The following is a 22,993-nucleotide window of genomic DNA, read 5'->3' as shown; positions in this document are numbered from 1 at the left end:
CGCGCTGAAAACCGCACTGCAACCTCAGGCAAAGCTGCCGGTAAACTGGTAGCGGTGGCCCGGATGCCACATCGTGGCGATCGACGCAACCTGGCCCGCCGAGCGGGTTTGCCGCTTCAGCACCAGGCAGGGCTGGCGCGTATCGATGGCCAGCATCTCGGCGATGTCGCGCGGCGGGCTCAGCGCTTCCACACTGTAGACGGCGCCGGCCAGCGGCGCGGCCGCCACCAGGTATTCATTCGGCGTAATCGCCGCGAAGTCCTGGCTCATGTAGTCGGGCGCACACGCCGGGTTGACCCAGCGGTCTTCCACCTGGATCGGGACGCCGCTTTCAAAGTGCACGATCACCGAGTGAAATAAAATAGTTCCAGATGGCAACTCAAACTGCTTGGCCAGCAGTTCGCCGGCCTTGGTTTGTTCCAGCAATTGCAGGCTGCTGCGGTGCGCGTGGCCCCGTGCCCGCACTTCGTCGGCAATGCTGCGGATTTCCAGCAACGTCGCTTGAAATTTCTGCGCGGCAACGAAAGTGCCGGAACCCTGGCGCCGCGTCAGCACTTGTTCCGCTGTCAATTCGCGCACCGCGCGGTTGACGGTCATACGGGATACGCCGAATTGTTTGACCAGCGCCTGTTCGGAAGGAATGACGTCGCCTTCCTTCCATAGGCCGGCGGCGATCTGGGCCAGCAAATAATCCTTGATGCGCTGGAAGATGGGGGTATTGTCTGTTGCTAACTGTTCCAAAGCCTGGTCTCCGTGGCAGCGCCTTGTGCCGGCGCGGGCAAGACAGGATTCTAACATTGCTGCGCCGCATCAATGCATTGCTGTTGTATATGCCGGAAATTCAAAAGCAAGGGGCGGAGTGTGGCGGTGGCTGGCGCTGCCTAACATGGGGCATACTTTGAATCTCAGGGAGTGCAACATGTTTGTCAATGACGAAGAACGGTGGGCCGCCATCCAGCAGCGCGATACGGCGGCGGATGGCGAGTTTTATTACGCGGTGCGTACCACGGGCGTGTATTGCCGGCCCTCGTGTCCGTCGCGCCACGCCAAGCGCGCCAATATCAGTTTTCACGGAACGCGGCAGGAAGCGGAACAGGCGGGATTCCGCCCGTGCCTGCGCTGCAAGCCGGACCAGCCGCCGCTGGCCGAGCGCCACGCGGCGCTGGTGGCGCAAATGTGCCGCCTGATCGAGGAAGCCGAAACCGAACCGGATCTGGCCAGCCTGGCCGAAGCGTCCGGCGTCAGCCGCTTCCACTTCCACCGCATCTTCAAGGCGCAGACAGGGTTGACGCCGAAGGCTTATGCGGCGGGCGTGCGCCAGCGCCGCATGCAGGCGCAGCTGGCCGATGGCAACAACGTCACCGATGCGATTTACGCGGCGGGTTTCAATTCCAGCGGGCGCTTTTATGCGCAGTCGAATGGCGCGCTGGGCATGCAGCCCAGCACGTACCGCAAGGGCGGCCATGGCGAGACCATCCGCTTTGCCATTGCCCAGTGTTCGCTGGGCGCCATCCTCGTGGCCAGCACGGACAAGGGCATCTGCGCGATCCTGATCGGCGACGACCCGGATGCACTGGCGCGCGACTTGCAGGACCGCTTCCCGAAAGCGGAATTGATCGGCGCCGAAGCCGGTTACGAGCAAGTGGTGGCCGCCGTGATCGGCATGGTGGAAGCGCCGGAAATCGGCCTGGACTTGCCGCTCGACGTGCGGGGCACGGCGTTCCAGCAGCGCGTGTGGCAAGTGTTGCGCAATATTCCCGTGGGACGGACCGTTAGTTATACGGAACTGGCGGAATTGGTGGGCGCGCCCAACGGCGCCCGCGCGGTGGCCAGCGCGTGCGCCGCCAATGCGATTGCCATTGCAATTCCCTGCCACCGCGTGGTGCGCACCGATGGTTCGCTGTCCGGCTATCGCTGGGGCGTGGAACGCAAGCAGGTATTGCTGGAGCGCGAGGGCGCCAAGTGAATGCCGTGCGGAATGTGCCTCCCAATCCTGCAGCCGCCTGGGGCGGCATGGCGGAACGTTGCGCCGCACTGGATTGGGATGGCATCGGCGCGGACCTCGATGCGTGGGGCTGCGCGGTCGTGCCCGGCTTCTTCAGCGTGGAAGAATGCACGCGGCTGGCCGCCGCCTATGCCAAGCCGGAACTTTTCCGCAGCCGCGTGGTGATGGAGGGGCACGGTTTCGGCAAGGGCGAGTACCAGTACTTTGCCTATCCGTTGCCGGCGCCCATCGCCAGGCTGCGCGCGGCGCTGTATGCACCGCTGGCGCGGATCGCCAACCGCTGGCACGACGCCATGGGTCTGGACGTCCGCTTCCCTTTGGCGCATGCGGACTTCCTGACCCGCTGCCATGCGGCGGGGCAGTTGCGGCCCACGCCGCTGCTGCTGCAATACCAGGCGGGCGATTACAACTGCCTGCACCAGGATCTGTATGGCGAGCACGTGTTTCCGTTGCAGGCCGCCGTGCTGCTGTCCGCGCCGGGCACGGACTTTGCGGGCGGCGAATTCGTGCTGACGGAACAGCGGCCCCGCATGCAATCGCGGGCGGAAGTGGTGCCGCTGGGGCAGGGCGGCATGGTGATTTTCCCGGTCCACCACCGGCCCGTGAACGGCACGCGCGGCGTGTACCGCGTCAATATGCGGCATGGCGTGTCGCGCTTGCGCGCCGGTGCACGCCATACGCTGGGGATCATCTTGCATGACGGAGATTAGTGTGTTGTTTTGAGGGAACGATACAACACATTGTGTCGCGTGCGTCACGACTTTTTACGGCGCATGCAGCGAGTCTTGATAGACTGGGCTCACCGGATTGCTATCAATCATAGGGAGAACAGATGAGACGCCTGTCGAAGCGGCTTGTCCCGGCCGTGCTGCTGTCCGTCCTGGCAGCGCCGGCCTCGGCCGAGCTGGTCATCATAGTCAACCCGCAAAACCCCGCGACCCGCATGTTCCCATCGCAGGCGGCGCAATTTTTCCTGGGCGGTTCCGTGCAATTCGCCCCTGTGGAACAACCTGAAAATTCTGCCATCCGCGCCGAGTTTTACAAGAAGGTGCTGGAAAAGTCGCCGGCCCAGGTCGAAGCGATTTGGTCAAAATTGTTGTTTACAGGCAAAATCAAGGCGCCGAAAGAGTGCAAGTCCAGTGCCGAGGTCAAGAAGACCGTCAGCGAGAACGTCAATGCCATCGGGTATATCGAGAAGGCGGCCGTGGATGACACCGTCAAAGTCATTGCCACCATCCCCTGATTGCTGGTCCGAATAACGGAGACACTGATGAAAAAACACCTGTGGGCCCTGGCGGCCATGCTGGTTGCCGGCAGTGCCGGCGCCATGAATTTGAGTGAGGACGGCAGCTTGCGTCTGACGGGCTTTTACAGCATTACCGCCGCCAAAGTGCTGAGCGGATCGGCGCAGGGCAGCAGCGCGCCGTGGCAATACCAGGAATGGAAATGCCCGTGCTCAATGCAGGCATGGGAATATGCCGCCGTCTATGAAAAGGGTGAGGGCTGGCAATTCGACCAGGAATCGCTGCTGGGTGTCCAGATCCGGAAGGAGTTCAGCCCGACCCTGTCGGCCACGGCTCAGCTGGTGATGCGGGCGCGCAACCCCAACCGCCACTCAACGCCAACGGTCGACTGGGCCTATGCGACGTGGCAACCGCACGCCGATTCGGCCTGGACCTTCCAGGCCGGCAAATTCCGAATTCCCTTGTACTACTACAGCGATTACCTGTACATCGGTTACGCCTATCCATGGGTGCGCCCGGCGCCCGACGTGTATGGCTGGCCGATTTACGCTTACGTGGGCGGCAATGCCAGCTATCGCATGCAACTGGGTGAATCCGGTTGGGCCGCCACCGTGCATGGCTGGGCCGGCGGCTACGAACAAAAGAACGATGCGTACGACACGTTGATCTACTACACCACGCCCACGCATGAAAAATGGAAGAACATCACGGGTTTGTCGGTGTCGGCCAACAACGGCATCTTCGACGTGCGCGGCATGTTCATGACGTACAAGGACTCGCTGTGGCAAGATGGTGCGACTGGCCCCGTCATGCTGATTGACCGCCAGCGCACCCGTATCAAGGGTATTTCCGCCAATATGGATTACCAGGATTGGCTGGTGCGCACCGAGGTGGACCGCTATGAACAGGTCGACCCCGGCAAGGGCTTGAACGGCGTGTACAAATACGCGCTGTTCGGCGTCGGCTACCAGATGGGCGCATTCACGCCGATGCTGACGTATTCACGCTATACGACGGTGGCCGAGCCGATTGAAGCGCGCAGTACGAAATACGCGTCACTGCGCTGGGACTTCCGCAAGAACATGGCCCTCAAGGCGCAGTACGACATCAGCAAGGACAAGTCGCATTACAGCTATCCTTTCTTTGGCGACTCCAAATTGCTGTCATTGTCGCTGCAAGGTACGTTTTGACGGTGGAACATACGCCTGCGGCGGGTGATCACACCGCCGGATGCAGCTTGGAACGGCGGCGCGAATAGCCGAAGTACACCGCCAGTCCCAGCACCAGCCAGACGCCGAAGGCAATCCACGTGGTGGCGCTCAGGAATGTCATCAGGGCGATGCAAAACAGGATCGCCATCAGGGGGATCCAGGGCACGCCGGGGCAACGGAACGCGCGCGGCAAGTCCGGACGGCGCCGGCGCAGCACCAGCACGGCGACCGACACCAGGCAAAATGCCGCCAAGGTGCCGATGTTGATCAATTCCGCCAGCACGCCCAGCGGGATGACGGCGGCGACCAGTCCGAACACCAGCCCCACCGCCCATGTCGCGACAAACGGCGTGCCATAGCGGGGATGCAGCGCGGACAGGCGCCGGGGCAGCAAGCCGTCGCGCGACATGGCGAAGATGACGCGGGTCTGGCCATACGTCATGACCAGGATCACGGTGGTCATCCCCAGGATGGCGCCGAGGTCGACGAAACCCGCCACCCAGTTTTCGCGTGCGAACTGCAATGCCAGCGACACCGGATGGTCCACGCCGGCGAATTGGCGGAACGGCACGATGCCCGTCATGACGGCCGACACCACCACGTACAGCACGGTGCACACCGCCAGCGAACCGATGATGCCGATCGGCAGGTCGCGCTCGGGCCGCTTGACTTCCTCGGCCGCCGACGTGACCGCGTCAAAACCGATAAAGGCAAAAAACACCAGCGCCGCCGCGCCCATCGTGCCCTGCATGCCGAAGGGCATGAACGGTTGCCAGTTGGCGGGCTGCACATGGCGTGCGCCGACCGCGATGAACAGCAGCACCACGCCGATCTTGACGGCCACCATCACGCTGTTGACGCGCGCCGACTCGCGTACGCCCCAGGACAGCATGGCCGTCAATAACAGCATGACCAGCAGCGCCGGTAAGTTGAACCAGGTTTGCACGCCGGGTAGGGCGCCGGGGGCGGCCGTCAGCGCGGCCGGCAAGTGCAGCCCGAAACCCGCCATCAGGGATTGGAAATAGCCGGACCAGCCGACCGACACGGCCGATGTCGCCAGGCCGTATTCGAGCAGCAAGTCCCAGCCTATCATCCACGCCACCAGCTCTCCCATGGTGGCGTAGCAATAGGTATAAATCGAGCCCGCCACCGGGACGGTGGAGGCGAATTCTGCGTAGCACAGCGCGGCAAAGCCGCAGGCCAGCGCCGCGATGACGAACGACAGCGTAAGCGCCGGGCCGGCGGTCAGCGCGCCGGTGCCGGTCAAGACAAAAATGCCGGTGCCGACAATGGCGCCGATACCCATCAACACCAGGTCCAGCGGACCCAGTACTTTGTGCAGGCCACCGGCGGCGCGGCTTTGCGCCACCATGTGGTCGAGGTTTTTAGTGCGGAACAGGCTCATTGCGATTCTCCAACCGGCTGGGGTGGGACGGCCGTGGCGCGGCCGTCCCGGGAATGTGCGGGCCGCGCTTGCGCGGCCCCTTCTGCTACCTGTCAGAACGCCGTGTCGTAACGGACGTACATCGAACGGCCGTTGATGCCGATCGGGCAGGTTTCCCAGCAGTGCGTAAAGCCCAGTTGCGGGAAGGGCGCGGCCTTGGTTTTATCCCATTCGGTCGGATAGACATTGAACAGGTTGTTCACGCCGAACGCCACGCTGGTCTTCTTGCTGAAGTTGTAGCGCAGCGAGCTGTCGACCACCCAGCGCGGTTCCCACGTCTGCACATACGGATTGGTGAAGTAGCCGGCTTTCACCGCACCGAAGTAATTGGCGCGCGCGTTGAGGTTCCACGCGCCCGTATTCAGGTCGGCGGCCAGCACGTGGTGCTGGCGCGGCTGGCCGTGCTCGATCAGCAGCACTTGCATGTCATCGAACAGCTGGTTGCCGGACAGCACCGGCGATTGCGAATGGCGCGACGTGACCTTGGTGCGGTTAAAACCCAGCTGGCCGGACAGCACCAGGTTGCCCACCGGTAATTTGCTGCTGTGCTCGGCCACGATGTCCACGCCCGTGGTGCTGGTGTCGACCGCATTGGTGAAGAATTGCGCCTGGCCCACGGCGAGCGGCGCCAGGATCCTGCGGATCGGGCAATTGCTCAGCGTGGCGTTGCAGCCGGCGGCCGCTTCCGGCGTGATTTCGCTGGAAAACACGATGCGGTCCTTGATGTCGACCCGGTACAAGTCGGTCGTGATGGACATGTTCTTGGCCGGACGCAGCACCAGGCCCATGCTGCCGCTGCGGGACGTTTCCTGCTTGAGCGGGGCGATGCCGAAGGCCTGGGTGACCGCGCTGCCCTGGCGCGCCGTCAGCGTTTCCGTCAGGTTGCCGGCGCCGTCCAGGTTGGTGGAGACGGAACTGTAGAACTCTTGCTGTACGCTGGGGGCGCGGAAACCGGTCGAGAAGCTGCCGCGCAGGCCCAGTGTCGGCATCGGATCGTAGCGCAGCGACAGCTTGCCGGTGGTGGTGCTGCCAAAGTCCGAATAGCGTTCATGGCGCATGGCGGCCGCCACCATCAATTGCTGCGTCAGGTTGTGTTCCGCATCCACGTACAGCGCGATGTTGTGGCGGCCGTCGTTGACGGCCGTGGCCGGGGTATAGCCGGGGAAGCCCTGGGTGCCGGCGGCGGCACGGCCGCCGTTCTGGTCCAGGATCACGACGGCGGGATTGTTGGTCCGGCCATACTGGTACGACACCGGATCGCCCGCGTCGATGCGGTAATTGTCGGTACGGTATTCAAAGCCGGTGGCGAAGGCGAATTTCGCGCCGCCCAGCGTGACCGGACCGCGCAGGTCGGCATTGACGGTGGTCTGGTCGAATTTCAGCCGTCCCGTGTGCGCTTCCAGCGGCGATGCCGCATAGATGCCGCCGCCCGGCTTGGGTTCGTACCAGTAGCTGATGTTGACGGTGTTCTTTTCGTTGTAATCGAACTGGCTGGCGCCATGGTTGATCGACAGGTCGAATTTCCAGTCGCCGGCCAGGTCGCGCCGGTAGCCGGCGGCAAAGGAGCCATCCTTGATGTCGGTGACGATGTTGGGCAGGAAGCCGTTCGGATACAGCGCCGGCACGGTGCGTCCGTCGCCGGCCGAACGGAAGAAGCCGAACGAATCGCCGCGGCGCTTGGACAGGCCGCCGAAGGCGTACAGTTCGCTGTTCTGGTCGAGCGGCAGCGCCGCGTTCCACCACAGGTAGCCATCCTTGGTGTTGGAGTCGCCGATGTGCTGGGTCACGCGTGGCGGGTTCACGCGCAGCGTGTCGAGGCCGGCGCGGTTGGTCTCGCCGCGCTTGCGCGCTTCCAGCGATACGTTGATATAGCCGCCGTCGCCGATGCTCCAGCCGTGGTTCAAGCTGCCCGAGACGACCCGGCCATCGCCTTCCGAGGTTTGGCCGACTTCGCCGGAAAACTGGGTTTCGGCAGTTTGCGACTTGAGCACGATGTTAATCACGCCGGCAATGGCGTCCGAGCCATACTGGGCGGCGGCGCCGTCGCGCAGCACTTCGATGTGGTGGATGGCCGACAGGGGAATGGCGTTGATGTCGGTGCCGGCCGAGCCGCGGCCGATGGTTTGCTGGACGTTGAGCAGCGCCTGCTGGTGGCGCCGTTTGCCGTTCACCAGCACCAGCAACTGGTCCGGGCCCAGCGAGCGCAAGGTGGCGGGGCGGATGCTGTCGGTGCCGTCACTGATAAAGGTGGAGGAAAAATTGAAGGACGGGTCCAGCGTTTGCAGCAATTTGCCCAGTTCCAGCGGACCGGCGTTTTGCATGTCTTTGACGTTGATCAGGCCGACCGGTGCGGCGGTATCGAGCGCGGTCTTGGCGGTGGAGCGGGAACCCACCAGCACCACCTTGTTCGTGGCTTCCTCCTCCGCTGCTTGCTGGCCATGGGCCGGACTGAGCGCCAGCAGCAAGGCGCCGGCCATCAGGGTCATTTTCAGTTGGCCATGCTCACGCACCCCGGAACTGCGGATCTTCATTGTTTTCATCTAGCGATCTCTCTGCATTGTGTTTCGGACTTCATTCGTAGGTAGCATCCTGCTTCCCACACCTATACGAGCTCAACAACACGGATAATGATAATTTGCGTTCTGCGCAAAATTATTCCTGTTTTCACTCAATATTGAGGTGTGATCGAAATGGTTGTTTCGATTGATAGCGGTACGGAGGAATGTGATTTCTCAGGTGGCTGGATTCAGGATTTCCCTACACGCAAGCTCCATGACTTGCGGGATTTTCGCTACACTCTGCAATCTTGCTTTTGAATCCTACCCGGAGACTTCATGCGATTGACCCCGCTTGCCCTGGCCATGGCAGTCACCCTGCCGGCCCACGCCGCCACCCTGATCGATAACGCCAACGGCTACACGCTCAACAGCACCGGCCAACTGGTGCGCTTTACGTCCCTTGCCTATGACGATGCGGGCCGCATCCTTGCGGTCGGCAGCGCCAGGGCGGTGGCGAAAAGCGCGCCCAATGCAAAGCGCATCGATATGCAGGGCAAGACCGTGTTGCCGGGATTGATCGATGCGCATGGCCACGTGTTCGGGCTGGGCGAGATTTCCACCGCCGTGCTGCTGTATGGCACACCATCGCTGGACGCGGCCCTGACAGCCGTGGCGGATTTCAGCAAAGCCCATCCGCAGCGCGCCTGGGTGCTGGGCAATGGCTGGAACCAGGAAATCTGGAAACTGGGCCGCTTCCCGACCGCGCAGGAACTGGACAGCGTGATACCGGAACGCCCCGCCGTGATGACGCGCGTCGACGGGCACGCCGTATGGGCCAACACCAGGGCGCTGCAACTGGCCGGCATCACGAACGACACCAAGGATCCCGCAGGCGGCAAGATCGAGCGCGATGCGCAGGGCAACGCCACCGGCATCCTGGTCGACGCGGCCATGGAACTGGTGCGCGCGGCCATCCCGAAACCCACTGAAGCGGAAGCGCGCGCTTCGCTCGATGGCGCGCTGGCGGAACTGGCGAAAGTGGGCCTGACCAGCGTGCACGACGCCGGCATCGGCGTGCCTGAGGACCGCCTGATGCGCAGTTACGCGGACAATGGAAAACTGACCGCGCGCGTGTACGCGATGATCGGCGACACCACGGCGGACTTTGACCAGTTGTCGCAGGGCGGTCCCGTGACATCGTATGCGAACGACCTGTATGCGCTGGCTGCCGTCAAGCTGTATTCGGATGGTGCACTGGGCAGCCGTGGCGCCGCGCTGATCGCGCCCTACAGCGATGCGCCGCACACGCACGGCCTGCTGTTCTACAACGATGCGGACATGCGCGCCAAGATGGAAAAGGCGATGAAGGCGGGCTACCAGGTCAACGTGCATGCGATCGGCGACGCGGGCAACCGGCAAATCCTCGATGGCTATGCGGCGTTGTTGAAGCGCTACCCGCAGGCGGCGCGCGCGCGGCATCGCATCGAACATGCGCAAGTGGTGGCGCCTGCCGATATCCCGAGGTTCAAGGCGCTGAACATCATCCCATCGATGCAGCCGACCCATGCGACGTCCGACCAGAACATGGCGGAACAGCGTGTCGGTCCACAGCGCATCAAGGGCGCCTATGCGTGGCGGACGTTCCTGAAACAAGGCTCAACAATTGCGTGCGGCTCGGACTTCCCGATCGAATCGCCGAATCCGTTCGAAGGCTTGCATGCGGCCGTGACGCGCCAGGACAACGCCGGCGTGCCGACCGGCGGCTGGTACAGGAACGAGGCGATGACGTTGCAGCAGGCTTTCCGCTGCTTCACGCTCGATGCGGCTTACGCCGCGCACCAGGAAAAAGCCATCGGGTCGCTGGAGAAGGGCAAGTGGGCGGACTTTATCGTCACCGATGCGGACTTGTTCAAGGTGCCTGCGGCGAACATCGGCAAGATCCAGGTGTTGCAGACGTGGGTGGCGGGCAGGCAGGTGTACTCCAAGCCCTAATTCAGCCCTGGCGGCTATCCGGGTAATCGAGCTTCGGATACCAGTCGGTCCCCCGTCCGCCAGGCGTCAGGTCGAGGATATTCCACAGCGGCGTCGGGTCGGGCGCGCCGCGCGCATCCTGCCCGGGGTCTTCCGTGCCGCCCAGTTCCCCGCCCCAGAAATGGCGCACCACGCCATCCTGCCGCGTCCAGATGTCCAGCGCCGGCCATTCGTTGCCGTCCGGCGCCAGTCCGTGCACATCGCGGGCGAAATCATCGCCCACGGTGGCGTAAAACTTCAGGTTGCGCCAGCCCCGCTCGCGTGCAAACGCCAGTTGCCGCTCGACCGGCGAGCGGCCGATGACGGCCATCGCAATGCGCTGCGAAAGGTCGCGCGCCGGCGTATCGAGTGCGCCGATCAGCGCCGTGCACATGGGGCAGGGCCGTTCGCGCTGCGGGCCATACATCCAGAAATACGTGCACAGCGTGTCGTGCCGGCCAAACAGGTCGGCCAGGGTGACCGTGTTCCCATTTTCATCCCGGAAATGATAGGCGCGCGCTTCGCCGCCGGGCGGCAACGCGCGGCGCTGTTCCGCCACGCGCTCGATATGGCGGCGCAATTCGATTTCCTCGGCCAGCAGCGCGACGCGCGCGCGGCGGTATTCGGGGCTGTCGTTGGGATAGGGTTTGGCGTTGGCGGCCGCCAGCTCGGCGGCGGGTTTCAAATTTGTCATGGCAGGCACCTCCTGTGACCGACCACGCTAAGCCAATCCCCCGGCCCGGACGGTGCGGCGGCGCACGCACTGTAGAAACCATTTGACTTAGTTGTATAGACAACTTATCCTTGAAACATCCGCGGACCCCGCACGCCTGTACCGCCTGTCCGCTTCAACCAGTTCACCAGGAGACGACATGAGCACTTCCCTCGCCAACGATCCGCGTTTCGACGCCACCCGCGACATCCGCGCGCCGCGCGGCCCCGAGCGCGTTTGCAAGACCTGGGGCGCGGAAGCGGCCTACCGCATGCTGCAGAACAACCTGGACAAGGAAGTGGCGGAAAACCCGCAGCACCTGGTGGTGTACGGCGGTATCGGCCGCGCGGCCCGCAACTGGGAATGCTTTGACCAGATCCTCGCTTCGCTGAAAGAACTCGAAGCGGACCAGACGCTGCTGATCCAGTCCGGCAAGCCGGTCGGCGTGTTCCAGACCCATGAGGATGCGCCGCGCGTGCTGCTGGCCAACTCGAACCTGGTGCCGAAATGGGGCAACTGGGAGCATTTCAATGAACTGGACCGCAAGGGCTTGTTCATGTACGGCCAGATGACGGCCGGTTCGTGGATTTACATCGGCACCCAGGGCATCGTGCAGGGCACCTATGAAACCTTCGCGGAAGCGGGCCGCCAGCACTTCGGCGGCGACATGGCGGGCCGCTGGATCCTGACGGCAGGCCTGGGCGGCATGGGCGGCGCCCAGCCCCTGGCCGCGACGTTCGCCGGCGCCGTGTCGCTGAACATCGAATGCCAGCAAACGTCGATCGACTTCCGCCTGCGCACCCGCTACCTCGACAAGCAGGCCGCTTCCATCGATGAAGCGCTGGAACTGGTGAAATACCACACGGAACGCAAGGAAGCGATTTCCATCGGCCTGCTCGGCAATGCCGCGGAAATCCTGCCGGAACTGGTCAAGCGCGCCAAGGCGGGCGGCCTGGTGCCGGACATGGTGACGGACCAGACGTCCGCCCACGACCTGATCAACGGCTACCTGCCGCGCGGCTGGAGCGTGGCCGACTGGAAGGCCGCGCAGCAAGACCCGGAGCGCCACGAGCGCCTGAAGGCCGCCGCCGCCGATTCGTGCGCGGCGCACGTGCAAGCCATGCTGGAGTTCCAGCAACTGGGCGCCAAGGTGGTCGACTATGGCAACAACATCCGCCAGGTGGCGTTCGATCAGGGTGTGGAAAACGCGTTTGATTTCCCGGGCTTCGTTCCCGCCTACATCCGCCCGCAATTCTGCGAAGGCCGCGGCCCGTTCCGCTGGGTGGCGTTGTCCGGCGACCCGGAAGACATCTACAAGACCGACGCGAAAATCAAGGAACTGTTCCCGCACCACGCCCATGTGCACCGCTGGCTGGACATGGCGCGCGACCGCATCGCGTTCCAGGGCTTGCCGGCGCGTATCTGCTGGCTGGGCCTGGGCGAGCGCCACATCGCCGGCCTGGCCTTCAATGAAATGGTGCGCAACGGCGAACTGAAGGCGCCCATCGTGATCGGCCGCGACCACCTGGACACCGGTTCCGTGGCCAGCCCGAACCGCGAAACGGAAGCCATGAAAGACGGCACTGACGCGGTGTCCGACTGGCCGCTGCTGAACGCCATGCTGAACACGGCGGGCGGCGCCACGTGGGTATCGCTGCACCATGGCGGCGGCGTGGGCATGGGCTATTCCCAGCACTCCGGCGTGGTGATCGTGGCCGACGGCACCGATGCCGCTGCCAAGCGCCTGGCCCGCGTGCTGGTTAACGATTGCGGTTCGGGCGTGATGCGCCATGCGGACGCCGGTTACGAGTCCGCCATCGAATGCGCCAAGCGTAATAAACTGAACCTGCCCATGATCAAGTAAGGAATCACCATGACTGCTACCAACAACAACACCAGCTGGACCCTGAACCCGGGCAAGATCGCGCTGACGGAATTGCGCGCCGCATGGTCCGGGCATGCGCCGGTCGCGCTGTCGGCCGAAGCGTATCCTGTCATCAAGGCATCGGCCGCCGTGGTGGAAGCCATTGTCGCCAAGGGCGACGCTGCCTATGGCATCAACACGGGCTTCGGCTTGCTGGCCAAGACCCGTATTCCCGACAACAAGCTGGAAGAATTGCAGCGCAACCTGATCCTGTCGCACTCGGTCGGCACCGGCGCGCTGATGTCGGACGCCGTGGTGCGCCTGATCATGCTGATGAAAATCGGCAGCCTGGCGCGCGGCTTCTCGGGCGTGCGTCCGCTGATCATCGATACCTTGATCGCGCTGTATAACGCGGGCATCGTGCCGGCCATTCCGGCCAAAGGCTCGGTCGGCGCGTCGGGCGACCTGGCGCCGCTGTCGCACATGACGCTGGCCATGCTGGGCGTGGGCGACGTGCGCGTCAACGGTGAATTGATGCAGGCGGCCGATGCGCTGAAAGCCGCCGGCATCGCGCCGGTAGTGCTGGCCGCGAAAGAAGGCCTGGCGCTGATCAACGGCACCCAGGCTTCCACCGCGCTGGCGCTGCATGGCCTGTTCATGGCCGAGCGCCTGCTGGAAGCGGGCATGGTGACGGGCGCCTTGTCGCTGGACGCCGCCAAGGGGTCCGATTCGCCATTCGATGCCCGCATCCACGAAGTGCGCGGCCAGCCGGGCCAGATCGCCGCCGCCGGCATTTACCGCCAACTGGTGGCCAATAGCGCCATCCGCGCGTCGCACCTGGTGGGCGACGAGCGCGTGCAAGACCCGTACTGCCTGCGTTGCCAGCCGCAAGTGATGGGCGCGTGCTGGGACTTGATCGCCAACGCGGGCCGCACGCTGCTGATCGAAGCCAACGCCGTGACCGACAACCCGCTGCTGTTCACCAACGACGACGGCGAAGCGGTGGTGGTCTCCGGCGGTAACTTCCACGCCGAACCGGTGGCGTTTGCCGCCGATACGCTGGCGCTGGCCATCGCGGAAATCGGCAGCATTTCCGAGCGCCGCGTGTCGCTGCTGATCGACGCCACCTTGTCCGGCCTGCCGCCGTTCCTGGTGCGCGATCCGGGCGTCAATTCCGGTTTCATGATCGCCCACGTGACGGCGGCCGCGCTGGCGTCGGAAAACAAGTCGATTGCGCACCCGGCCAGCGTGGACACGATCCCGACCTCGGCCAACCAGGAAGACCACGTCAGCATGGCGACCTTCGCCGCGCGCCGCCTGGAAGACATGGCGCAAAATACGGCCGCCATCGTCGCCATCGAATTGCTGGCGGCGGCGCAGGGCATCGATTTCCACCGCCCGCTGAAAACGTCGCCGCAACTGGAGCACGTGCACGCGCAATTGCGCCAGCACGTGCCGTTCTACGATGCCGACCGCTTCTTCGCGCCGGATATCGAAGCGGCCAAGCAACTGGTGCTGAAAGGTGAATTGAGCGCCACCTGCAAGAACCTGTTCGCGTCGCTGCATCCGTAAGGAGCGAGGTTGCCATGACTATGGACTTCCAATTTTCGGAAGGCAAGCTTCCGCTGCTGGTGTCCATGCCCCACGTGGGCACGGACATCCCGGACGACATCGCGGCCACGTTCGCACCGGCGGCCAGCGTCAGGACCGACACCGACTGGCACCTGGTGCGGCTGTACGATTTCCTCCAGGAAATGGGTGTGTCCGTGCTGTCGGCGCGCTGGTCGCGCTACGTGATCGACTTGAACCGACCGCCGGAAAACACGAACCTGTATCCGGGCCAGGATACGACGGGCCTGTGCCCGGTCGACACGTTTAGCCGCGAGCCGCTGTATCCGGAAGGCGGCACGCCGGATGAAGCGGAAGTGCAGCGCCGCCTGCGGCTGTACTGGCAGCCGTACCATCACCAGTTGCGCAGCGAGCTGGATCGCCTGAAAGCGCTCCACGGCAAGGTGGCGCTGTGGGATGCCCATTCCATCGCGTCGCACGTGCCCCGTTTCTTCGAAGGCAAGCTGCCTGACCTGAATTTCGGTACCGCAGACGGTGCGTCATGCGATATCGGCATGACGGATGCGATTGCGACCGTCGCGCGCCGCCATGGCGGATATACGGTGGCCGTCAATGGCCGCTTCAAGGGCGGCCACATCACCCGCCATTACGGCAAGCCGGCGGATAACGTGCACGCGATCCAGCTGGAAATGTGCCAGTCCACGTACATGGATGAAACCGCGCCCTTTGCGTACCGCGCAGACCTGGCGGGTACCGTGCAGCCATTGCTGAAGGAACTGGTGCAAGCCTGCGCCGGCTGGGTGGGGGCGAAATGAACGCACTGTTTGCGAACAACGCGCTGCTGCCGTCCGGCTGGGCGCGCGACGTGCTGTTGCAGTGGGACGCCAGCGGCAACCTGTCGGCCGTGACGCCGGACGCCATGCCGGCGGACGGCGTGGAAAGCGCGGAATATGTGTTGCCCGGCATGGTCAACCTGCACTCGCATGCGTTCCAGCGCGCCTTGTCCGGGCTGACGGAAATTGCCGGCGATACGAAAGACAGTTTCTGGACGTGGCGCGACTTGATGTACCGCTTTGCGCGCAATATCACGCCAGGCCAGATGGAAGCCATCGCCGCCCAGTTGTATGCGGAATGCCTGCGCCATGGATACACGTCGGTCTGCGAATTTCACTACGTGCACCGCGCGCCGGACGGCGCGCTTTACCCGCGCGTGGCGCAGACGGCGGAAAGCGTCATCGACGCGGCGCGCAACACGGGCATCGGCATCACGATGCTGCCCGTGCTGTACAGCTGGTCCGGTTTCGGCGATGCGCCGCTGAAGGCGGAGCAGCAGCGCTTCAAGACCGATGTCGGCGATATTCTCGCTATCATCGGCGCGCTGGAACCGCTGCGCAGCGGCCAGGTGGAAGTGGGCGTGGCGCCGCATTCGCTGCGCGCGGCATCGGTGGCGCAAATCCGCGAAGTGGTGGCGGCATTGCCACGTTCGCGCCCGGTCCACATCCACATCGCGGAACAGCAGGGGGAAGTGCAGCAATCGCTTGCTTACAGTAAGCGCCGTCCGGTCGAATACCTGTATGATGAACTGGAAGTCGACGCGCGCTGGTGCCTGGTGCATGCGACCCACCTGGTCGATGCCGAAGTGGCGGCGATTGCCCGCAGCCGCGCGGTGGCGGGGATTTGCCCGACCACGGAAGCGAACCTGGGCGACGGCTTGTTCCCGTTCGAGTCGTTCCTGGCGCAGGGCGGGGTGTTTGGCGTGGGCAGCGACAGCCATGTATCGCAAAGCCCGGTGGAGGAATTGCGCTGGCTGGAATATGGCCAGCGCTTGCGCGAACAGCGCCGCAATATCGCCGTGTCGGAAGGACAGCGCCATGTGGGCGAATTCCTTTGGCAGGGCGCGTTGCAGGGCGGGGCGCAGGCGGCGGGGCGTGCGGTGGGCGCGCTGGCGGCCGGCAAGCGGGCGGATTTGATCGTGCTGGATGCGGATCATCCGAACCTGTACGGGCGCGCCGCCGAGGAAGTGCTGGGCAGTTTGGTGTTCAGCGGGAACGACAACCTGGTGAAAGACGTAATGGCCGGCGGCCAGTGGGTGGTGCGCGGCCGGCAGCACGTGGCGCAACAGGCCATCGCCGCGCGCTTCAAGCAGACCTTGGCCGAGCTGAGGGAGTACCGCTGATGAGCAAGCTGATACAGTACGCAAGCCTGCATGCCACGCCGTGGAAAAACGGCGGCGGCAGCACCACGGAAATTGCCATTGCCCCGCAGGGCGCCACCTTTGACGACTTCGACTGGCGCATCAGCCTGGCCACGATTTCGCAGAGCGGCCCGTTTTCCACCTTTGCCGGCATCGACCGCACGCTGACCCTGGTCAGCGGTCCCGGCGTGGTGCTGGACGTGGGCAACGAGCGCCAGGTGGCGCTCAGCGAACGGGAACCCACCGTGGCGTTCCCCGGCGAAGACCAGGTGGCGGCGACTGTATCTTCCGGCGCCACGACCGACTTCAACGTTATGACGCGGCGCGACGCTTGCCGGCACCAACTGGAACGGCGCGCCGTGCGCGACTTTTCCACGCTGGAACGGCGCAGCGACGTCACCATCGTGTTCCTGGCCGAAGGCGAAAGCCTGTACTTGTCCAGTTCCAGGGAACGCATCGCCATGGTGCGCTACGACGCGGTGATACTGGACGATGAAGATGTGTGGACGCTGGAGGCCGGGCAGGCCACGGTATTCATCGTCGACATCATCGAAAACAATAGTTAAGCAACTTGGCGGGATAGCATGGCAATGTGGGATTTGCTGGTAACGAACGTTCATTTGGCAACGATGGTCGGCGGGTATGGCGAAGTGCGCGATGGCGCCATCGCGGTCAGGGACGGGCGCATCGCCTGGCTGGGCAAGGCGGCCGACGCCGATCCCGCCCAGGCCGCGCAAGTGCATGACGGTGGCAGCTGCTGGCTGACGCCGGGCTTGATCGATTGCCACAGCCACATCGTCCACGCGGGCAACCGGAGCGATGAATTCGAAGCGCGGTTGAACGGCGCGACCTATGAAGATATCGCCCGCGCCGGCGGCGGCATCATGTCCACGGTGCGCGCGACCCGCCTGGCGTCGGACGAAGAATTGCTGGCGCAAAGCCTGCCCCGCGTGCGTTCATTGCTGGCCGAAGGCGTGACCACGCTGGAAATCAAGTCCGGCTATGGCTTGTCGCTGGAGTCGGAAGCCAAGATGCTGCGCGTGGCGCGCCGCATCGGGCGTGAATTGCCGGTCAACGTGGCCACCACTTTCCTCGGAGCACATGCGCTGCCGCCGGAATTCGCGGGCCGCGCCGATGATTACGTGACCGAGGTGTGCAACATGATCGCACCGCTGGCCGATCAGGGGCTGGTCGACGCCGTCGATGCATTTTGCGAACGCATCGGTTTTTCCCGTGCGCAGACGGAAAAAGTGTTCCAGGCGGCGGCCAGCCACGGCTTGCCGGTCAAATTGCACGCGGAACAATTGTCAGACCAGCAGGGCGCGCAACTGGTGGCGCAATTTGGCGGCCTGTCGGCCGACCACCTGGAACATTTGACGCAGGACGGCATCGACGCCATGGCCAGGGCGGGCACCGTGGCCGTGCTGCTGCCCGGCGCCTATTACTTCCTGCGCGACACCACGCCGCCGCCGGTGGCGGCCTTGCGCGCGGCCGGCGTGCCGATGGCGGTGGCCACCGACAACAACCCGGGCACGTCGCCGATGGCGTCGCTGCTGCTGGCGCTGAACATGGTGTGCACGTTGTGGCGCCTGACGCCGCTGGAGGCGCTGGCCGGCGCCACCGTCCATGCCGCCGCCGCGCTGGGCCGCCAGGCCGATATCGGCACGCTGGAAGTGGGCAAGCGCGCCGATTTCGCACTGTGGAACATCGCGCGGCCGGCGGACTTGTCCTATGCGTTTGGTTTCAACCCATGCAAGGGCGTGGTGTTCGGGGGCAAATTAGAGGACTAATTCCGCGCAGCGCCCGTGCGATCGTGTACAGTATGAAGATCACCGTACCGCCGCACCCGCGTCAGAGTCATCATGCGTCAGCCAGTCCTGAAGGCCGTCAGCGCCGCCCTCCTGTTAGCCCTGAGTGTCCATGCCGCGGGGCAGAATACGCCGGTTCCGCCGGTCCCGACGCCGCCGGTTCCCACGCCACCCGCGCCTGTCCCGGAAGGACCGGCAACGCCGCAACCGGTGGCGCCGGCCGCGCCGTCGGCCGCCTCCATTGCGGCCGCCGCCGCAGCGGCTGCCGCGGCGGCCCGCGCCGCCGATCCCACTGCCGCCAAGCCGTTTGCGGACGTGATCAAGGGGGCGCACCACCTGGCCGGCTTTTTCCATCTGTACCAGAAAGATGAAAAAGTGTGGCTGGAGCTGCGCCCTGAACACTTCGACAAGCCATTCTTCATGACCGTCAACACCACGCGCGGCGTGGGCGAGCGGGGCATCTACGGCAGCCAGATGGGCCGCAGCGAAGTGGTGGTGCTGCGCAAGCTGGGCAACCTGGTGCAACTGATTGCGCTGAATACGGATTTCCGCGCCAAACCCGGCACACCGCTGGGCACCGCCGTGTCGCAGGGCTTCTCAGACAGCTTGCTGGCCGTGGCGCCCGTCGCCAGTGCGGCGCATCCGCAATCGAAAGGCGTGCTGGTGGAAGCCAATGCCCTGTTGTTTGGCGACATCCCGGCGTATTCGACGCAGCTGGAAGCGGCCTTCCGCATGCAATACGCGATGGATGCGCGCAACAGCAGTTTTACCGGCATCCGCAGCGATGACAGCATGACGGGCTTCGCCGTCAACGCCCATTATTTCGTGCCGCGCGTGCCGGCGCCGCCGCTGGCGTACACGCCGACCTATGTGCCGCCGCCGTATTCGGTGCCGGACCCGCGCAGCCTGTTCCTGGGCCTGTACTACAGCTTTGCGCCGCTGCCGGAACACGCGATGCACGGCCGCCTGGCCGATGACCGCATCGGGCACTTCGTCAGCACCACCTACGATTACACGGACGACGTCAAACCGTCGATGTACACCCACGTGGTGAACCGCTGGCGGCTGGAAAAGGCGGATCCGTCGCAGGCGCTGTCGGAACCGAAGCAGCCCATCGTGTATTGGCTGGACCGCAATATCCCGGAAAAATACCGTGAGTCCGTCAAGCAGGGCATCCTGGCGTGGAACGATGCGTTTGAACGCATCGGTTTCAAGAACGCCATCGTGGTCAGGCAGCAGGGGCCGAACGACAGCTTCGACACCATGGACGTGCGCCACGCGTCCGTGCGCTGGTATGTCGGCGCGGACGCGGGCATTGCCATCGGCCCGCGCCAGGTCGATCCCCGCAGCGGGGAAATCCTCGACGCGGACATCGCCATGTCCGACATCTTCGGCCGCAACGCGCGCCGCCTGGCCAGCGAAGATTTGCGCTGGACCGGGGCCTTGTCGTCATTTGGTTCGGCGCCGCAGGACGTTGCACAACCCGGCGCCGCCGTCCCGCCATGGGCGGAACCGGCCGCGCTGCCGTCGCGCACCTGGCCGCAGGGCGCCCTGGCGCGCGAATCGCGCTGCGATTACGGCATGGAATCCGCGCAGGAAATGGGTTTCGCGCTGGACTTGATGGAAGCGCGTGGCGATTTCGACATGGACAGCCCGAAAGCGGAAGAGCTGGCGCAAGCCTATGTGAAGTCCGTCATCATGCATGAAGTGGGGCACACGCTTGGGCTGCGCCACAATTTCCGCTCGTCGACCATCTACAGCCTGTTCCAGCTGCGCGACAAGGCGTTCACGGACAAGCATGGCATCAGCGGTTCCGTCATGGATTACACGCCGTTCAACCTGGCCATCAAGGGGGAAGAGCAGGGCGCCTACGTGATGGACCGGCTGGGACCCTATGATTACTGGGCCATTGAATACGCGTATAAGCCGATTGCGCCGGAACAGGAAAAGGAAGAACTGGCGCGCATCGCCAGCCGCTCGAACGAACCGCTGCTGGCGTTCGCCACGGACAATGAAGCCTATAACGGCATGTCCGACCCGGAAGTGAATTTGTTCGACCTGGGCAGCGACCCGATGGCCTATGCGCAAAAGCGGCTGACCATTTCCCGCGAATTGTGGGACCGGGTCCAGGCGCGCCAGCTGAAGCCGGGCGAAAGCTATGAAGCGCTGCGCCGCAGTTTCGTTTACGGCATCGACCAGTTTGCGCGTTCGGTGCCGGTGGTGGTCAAGTACGTGGGCGGCGTGGTCCACGTTCGCGACCACGCGGGATCGGGACGCACGCCGTTCCAGCCGGTGCCGGCCATGCGCCAGCGTGAAGCGCTGGCGTTGTTGACCAATAACCTGTTCAAGGCGGACAGCTTCAAGTTCGCACCATCGCTGCTGAGCCGCTTGTCCGGCAACCAGATGATGTTCAGCTACCGCACCGATATCTCCATCAACACGGTGGTGCTGTATTTGCAGACCATCGTGCTGGACCAGTTGCTGTCGGATGCCGTGGCGGCACGCTTGCGCGATTCGCAGGAAAAACTCGACAACCCGAAACTGGCGCTGTCGCTCGATGAGCTGTACACGACACTGCAATCGGCCGTGTGGAGCGAATTGAAAGGCGGTAAAGATATCTCCGGCATGCGCCGCGATTTGCAGCGCGAGCACCTGAAGCGCGTGACGGCGGCGCTGGTGCGCACGTCGCCCGCCATGCGGGCCGATGGCCGCAGCCTGCAACGCTTGCATGCGCAGGAATTGCAGCGCGATATACAGCGCGCGATGGGCAATGGCGCCCTGTCGCCGGAAGCCAAGGCGCACCTGGCGGAAAGCTATGAAACGCTGAGCCAGGCCCTGAAGGCGCCGATGCTGCGCACGGGTCTCTGAGTTGCCGCGCGGCGCCGCCATCCTGTCGGCGCTGCTGGTGTGGCTGTCGTCGGCCGCGCCTGCGGCGGCCGACGAGACGCTGCGCGTCGGCTCCAAGCGCTTCACGGAATCCTATGTCCTTGGCGAGTTGCTGGCGCAGGCCGCCGCGCCCTACGCGCGCACCGAACACAGGCAGGGCCTGGGCAATACCGGCATCCTGCTGGCGGCGCTGAAGGCCGGCGAGATCGATGTCTACCCTGAATATACCGGCACCATTGCGCTGGAAATCCTGAAACAGAAGCACGTGCCGCCGCTGGACCAGTTGCGGCGCGAACTGGCTACGCAGGGGCTGGGTGTCGATGTGCCGCTGGGCTTCAACAATACCTATGCGCTGGCCGTGCGCGGCGATATGGCTAGCCTGCGCACGGTGGGGGACCTGACGCGCCACGGCGGCTTTCGCTTCGGCCTGTCGCATGAATTCATTGGCCGGTCCGACGGCTGGCCGGGGCTGGCGCAGCGCTATGGCCTGGCGCAGCAGCCGCACGGGCTCGATCACGGCATCGCCTACGAAGCGCTGCAACAGCGCCAGGTCGATGTCATCGATATTTATTCGACGGATGCCAAGATCGTGAAGTACGGTTTGCGCGTGCTGGACGACGACCGCGCCTACTTCCCCCGTTATGACGCCGTGCTGCTGTACCGGCTCGACGCGGCGCAACGCTTCCCCGCAGCGTGGCAGGCGCTGCGCCAGTTGCAGGGGCGCATTCCGGCCGACAGCATGATCGCCATGAATGCGGCGGCGGAAATCGATGGCAAGGATTTTTCCGCGATTGCCCGGGATTGGCTGGCGGCGCACGCGGTGGGGCAGGGCGGGCAAGTTGTCCCGGGCGCTCCGGCCAAGGACGGTATGGCAAACCGTCAGGGTGTGATGAGCCGCCTGCTGGCGGACGACTTCTGGCCGCTGACGCGCCAGCACGTGATGCTGGTGGCTTTATCCGTCGCGTTGGCCTGCCTGCTGGGTATTCCGCTGGGCGTGCTGGCGGCGTTTGTCCCGAAGGTACGGCAGCCGGTGATGGCGCTGGCGGGCATGCTGCAAACCGTGCCGTCGCTGGCCTTGCTGGCCATGCTGATTCCATTGATGGGTTCCATCGGCACGGCGCCCGCGCTGGTGGCGCTGGTGGTGTACGCCTTGCTGCCCATCGTGCGCAATACGTGCGCCGGCCTGTGCCAGGTGCCGGATGGCTTGCGCCTGGCGGCGCAGGCGCTGGGCCTGCGGCCGTGGCAGCGTTTACTACACGTGGAATTGCCGCTGGCGCTGCCGGTGCTGCTGGCCGGCGTAAAAACCGCCGCCGTGATCAGCGTGGGGACGGCGACGATTGCCGCGTTGATCGGCGCGGGAGGCTATGGCGAGAGGATTACCACGGGGCTGGCGCTGAACGACCACGCGCTGCTGCTGGCCGGCGCGTTGCCGTCCGCCGCGCTGGCGTTGCTGGTGCAGGGGGCATTTGAAATCGTTGAGAAATTTTCCAGAAAACAAATGTAAGATAAATTTGAACCGAGTAAGAGTTTGTAAGCGTCAGGGAAATG

Annotated in this window: 17 protein-coding genes; 13 read left to right on the top strand and 4 right to left on the bottom strand. The window is 64.3% G+C overall.

The window, feature by feature from the left end; genetic code table 11:
- Nucleotides 1-24 precede the first annotated feature (24 nt).
- Nucleotides 25-741, bottom strand: a complete 717-nt coding sequence (hutC, locus tag GJ700_RS16795; protein WP_229507056.1) for a histidine utilization transcriptional repressor HutC — start codon at nucleotides 739-741, stop codon at nucleotides 25-27.
- A gap of 178 nt (nucleotides 742-919) precedes the next feature.
- Here hutC and ada point away from each other — a divergent pair, with 178 nt between their 5' ends.
- The 4 genes from ada (at nucleotide 920) to GJ700_RS16775 (ending at nucleotide 4,439) form a co-directional block, all read left to right on the top strand.
- Entirely contained in the window at nucleotides 920-1,966 is a 1,047-nt protein-coding gene (ada, locus tag GJ700_RS16790; protein WP_229507055.1) for a bifunctional DNA-binding transcriptional regulator/O6-methylguanine-DNA methyltransferase Ada, read from the top strand.
- A gap of 47 nt (nucleotides 1,967-2,013) precedes the next feature.
- On the top strand, nucleotides 2,014-2,715 hold the full coding sequence (locus GJ700_RS16785; RefSeq protein WP_154376256.1) for a 2OG-Fe(II) oxygenase: 702 nt from the start codon (nucleotides 2,014-2,016) through the stop codon (nucleotides 2,713-2,715).
- Between the two features lie 122 nt (nucleotides 2,716-2,837).
- A complete protein-coding gene (locus tag GJ700_RS16780) occupies nucleotides 2,838-3,248 on the top strand; it encodes a type 2 periplasmic-binding domain-containing protein (protein WP_154375887.1) in 411 nt (136 codons plus the stop codon).
- Nucleotides 3,249-3,275: 27 nt separating this feature from the next.
- Nucleotides 3,276-4,439: a hypothetical protein gene (locus GJ700_RS16775; protein WP_154375885.1), complete on the top strand. Its 1,164-nt coding sequence runs from the start codon at nucleotides 3,276-3,278 to the stop codon at nucleotides 4,437-4,439.
- A gap of 28 nt (nucleotides 4,440-4,467) precedes the next feature.
- Here the strand turns inward: GJ700_RS16775 and bcaP are convergent, their stop codons facing one another.
- Entirely contained in the window at nucleotides 4,468-5,865 is a 1,398-nt protein-coding gene (bcaP, locus tag GJ700_RS16770; protein WP_154375883.1) for a branched-chain amino acid transporter BcaP, read from the bottom strand.
- 92 nt (nucleotides 5,866-5,957) lie between these two features.
- The gene (locus GJ700_RS16765) at nucleotides 5,958-8,444 is read right to left on the bottom strand and encodes a TonB-dependent receptor plug domain-containing protein (protein ID WP_229507054.1); all 2,487 of its coding nucleotides are present in this window, start codon (nucleotides 8,442-8,444) and stop codon (nucleotides 5,958-5,960) included.
- A gap of 294 nt (nucleotides 8,445-8,738) precedes the next feature.
- Here GJ700_RS16765 and GJ700_RS16760 point away from each other — a divergent pair, with 294 nt between their 5' ends.
- Nucleotides 8,739-10,394, top strand: coding sequence for an amidohydrolase (locus GJ700_RS16760; protein ID WP_154375881.1), 1,656 nt, complete (start codon nucleotides 8,739-8,741; stop codon nucleotides 10,392-10,394).
- Nucleotide 10,395: 1 nt separating this feature from the next.
- Here GJ700_RS16760 and GJ700_RS16755 read toward each other — a convergent pair whose 3' ends face one another.
- Nucleotides 10,396-11,106, bottom strand: a complete 711-nt coding sequence (locus GJ700_RS16755) for a DUF899 family protein (protein WP_154375879.1) — start codon at nucleotides 11,104-11,106, stop codon at nucleotides 10,396-10,398.
- A gap of 178 nt (nucleotides 11,107-11,284) precedes the next feature.
- On the opposite strand from GJ700_RS16755, the gene hutU reads away from it, so the two are divergent.
- The 8 genes from hutU to GJ700_RS16715 all read left to right on the top strand — a co-directional run bounded on the left by hutU (nucleotide 11,285) and on the right by GJ700_RS16715 (nucleotide 22,949).
- A complete protein-coding gene (gene hutU, locus GJ700_RS16750; protein WP_154375877.1) occupies nucleotides 11,285-12,988 on the top strand; it encodes a urocanate hydratase in 1,704 nt (567 codons plus the stop codon).
- Nucleotides 12,989-12,997: 9 nt separating this feature from the next.
- Nucleotides 12,998-14,560, top strand: a complete 1,563-nt coding sequence (hutH, locus tag GJ700_RS16745; protein ID WP_154375875.1) for a histidine ammonia-lyase — start codon at nucleotides 12,998-13,000, stop codon at nucleotides 14,558-14,560.
- Nucleotides 14,561-14,580: 20 nt separating this feature from the next.
- Nucleotides 14,581-15,372, top strand: a complete 792-nt coding sequence (gene hutG / locus GJ700_RS16740) for an N-formylglutamate deformylase (protein WP_154376252.1) — start codon at nucleotides 14,581-14,583, stop codon at nucleotides 15,370-15,372.
- Entirely contained in the window at nucleotides 15,369-16,733 is a 1,365-nt protein-coding gene (locus GJ700_RS16735) for a formimidoylglutamate deiminase (RefSeq protein ID WP_154375873.1), read from the top strand. The genes hutG and GJ700_RS16735 overlap by 4 nt, the downstream gene beginning before the upstream one ends.
- Complete coding sequence (locus tag GJ700_RS16730) at nucleotides 16,733-17,317, top strand: HutD/Ves family protein (protein WP_154375871.1); 585 nt, start codon at nucleotides 16,733-16,735, stop codon at nucleotides 17,315-17,317. The genes GJ700_RS16735 and GJ700_RS16730 overlap by 1 nt, the downstream gene beginning before the upstream one ends.
- A gap of 24 nt (nucleotides 17,318-17,341) precedes the next feature.
- Nucleotides 17,342-18,541, top strand: a complete 1,200-nt coding sequence (hutI, locus tag GJ700_RS16725; RefSeq protein WP_154376251.1) for an imidazolonepropionase — start codon at nucleotides 17,342-17,344, stop codon at nucleotides 18,539-18,541.
- 72 nt (nucleotides 18,542-18,613) lie between these two features.
- A complete protein-coding gene (locus tag GJ700_RS16720; RefSeq protein WP_154375869.1) occupies nucleotides 18,614-21,427 on the top strand; it encodes a zinc-dependent metalloprotease in 2,814 nt (937 codons plus the stop codon).
- A 1-nt stretch (nucleotide 21,428) separates the two neighbouring features.
- Nucleotides 21,429-22,949: an ABC transporter permease/substrate-binding protein gene (locus GJ700_RS16715; protein ID WP_229507053.1), complete on the top strand. Its 1,521-nt coding sequence runs from the start codon at nucleotides 21,429-21,431 to the stop codon at nucleotides 22,947-22,949.
- The last annotated feature ends 44 nt before the right edge of the window (nucleotides 22,950-22,993 follow it).

Source organism: Pseudoduganella rivuli, from assembly GCF_009674485.1.
Lineage (GTDB): Bacteria > Pseudomonadota > Gammaproteobacteria > Burkholderiales > Burkholderiaceae_D > Rugamonas > Rugamonas rivuli_B.
This window is presented reverse-complemented; position numbering and strand designations above follow the sequence as displayed.

What these genes read in the sequence shown, in the direction of transcription:
- ada (WP_229507055.1), top strand. Translation starts at nt 920, where the DNA reads ATGTTTGTCAATGACGAAGAACGGTGGGCCGCCATCCAGCAGCGCGAT.
- GJ700_RS16785 (WP_154376256.1), top strand. Translation starts at nt 2,014, where the DNA reads ATGGCGGAACGTTGCGCCGCACTGGATTGGGATGGCATCGGCGCGGAC.
- GJ700_RS16780 (WP_154375887.1), top strand. Translation starts at nt 2,838, where the DNA reads ATGAGACGCCTGTCGAAGCGGCTTGTCCCGGCCGTGCTGCTGTCCGTC.
- GJ700_RS16775 (WP_154375885.1), top strand. Translation starts at nt 3,276, where the DNA reads ATGAAAAAACACCTGTGGGCCCTGGCGGCCATGCTGGTTGCCGGCAGT.
- bcaP (WP_154375883.1), bottom strand. Translation starts at nt 5,865, where the DNA reads ATGAGCCTGTTCCGCACTAAAAACCTCGACCACATGGTGGCGCAAAGC.
- GJ700_RS16765 (WP_229507054.1), bottom strand. Translation starts at nt 8,444, where the DNA reads ATGAAAACAATGAAGATCCGCAGTTCCGGGGTGCGTGAGCATGGCCAA.
- GJ700_RS16760 (WP_154375881.1), top strand. Translation starts at nt 8,739, where the DNA reads ATGCGATTGACCCCGCTTGCCCTGGCCATGGCAGTCACCCTGCCGGCC.
- GJ700_RS16755 (WP_154375879.1), bottom strand. Translation starts at nt 11,106, where the DNA reads ATGACAAATTTGAAACCCGCCGCCGAGCTGGCGGCCGCCAACGCCAAA.
- hutU (WP_154375877.1), top strand. Translation starts at nt 11,285, where the DNA reads ATGAGCACTTCCCTCGCCAACGATCCGCGTTTCGACGCCACCCGCGAC.
- hutH (WP_154375875.1), top strand. Translation starts at nt 12,998, where the DNA reads ATGACTGCTACCAACAACAACACCAGCTGGACCCTGAACCCGGGCAAG.
- hutG (WP_154376252.1), top strand. Translation starts at nt 14,581, where the DNA reads ATGGACTTCCAATTTTCGGAAGGCAAGCTTCCGCTGCTGGTGTCCATG.
- GJ700_RS16735 (WP_154375873.1), top strand. Translation starts at nt 15,369, where the DNA reads ATGAACGCACTGTTTGCGAACAACGCGCTGCTGCCGTCCGGCTGGGCG.
- GJ700_RS16730 (WP_154375871.1), top strand. Translation starts at nt 16,733, where the DNA reads ATGAGCAAGCTGATACAGTACGCAAGCCTGCATGCCACGCCGTGGAAA.
- hutI (WP_154376251.1), top strand. Translation starts at nt 17,342, where the DNA reads ATGTGGGATTTGCTGGTAACGAACGTTCATTTGGCAACGATGGTCGGC.
- GJ700_RS16720 (WP_154375869.1), top strand. Translation starts at nt 18,614, where the DNA reads ATGCGTCAGCCAGTCCTGAAGGCCGTCAGCGCCGCCCTCCTGTTAGCC.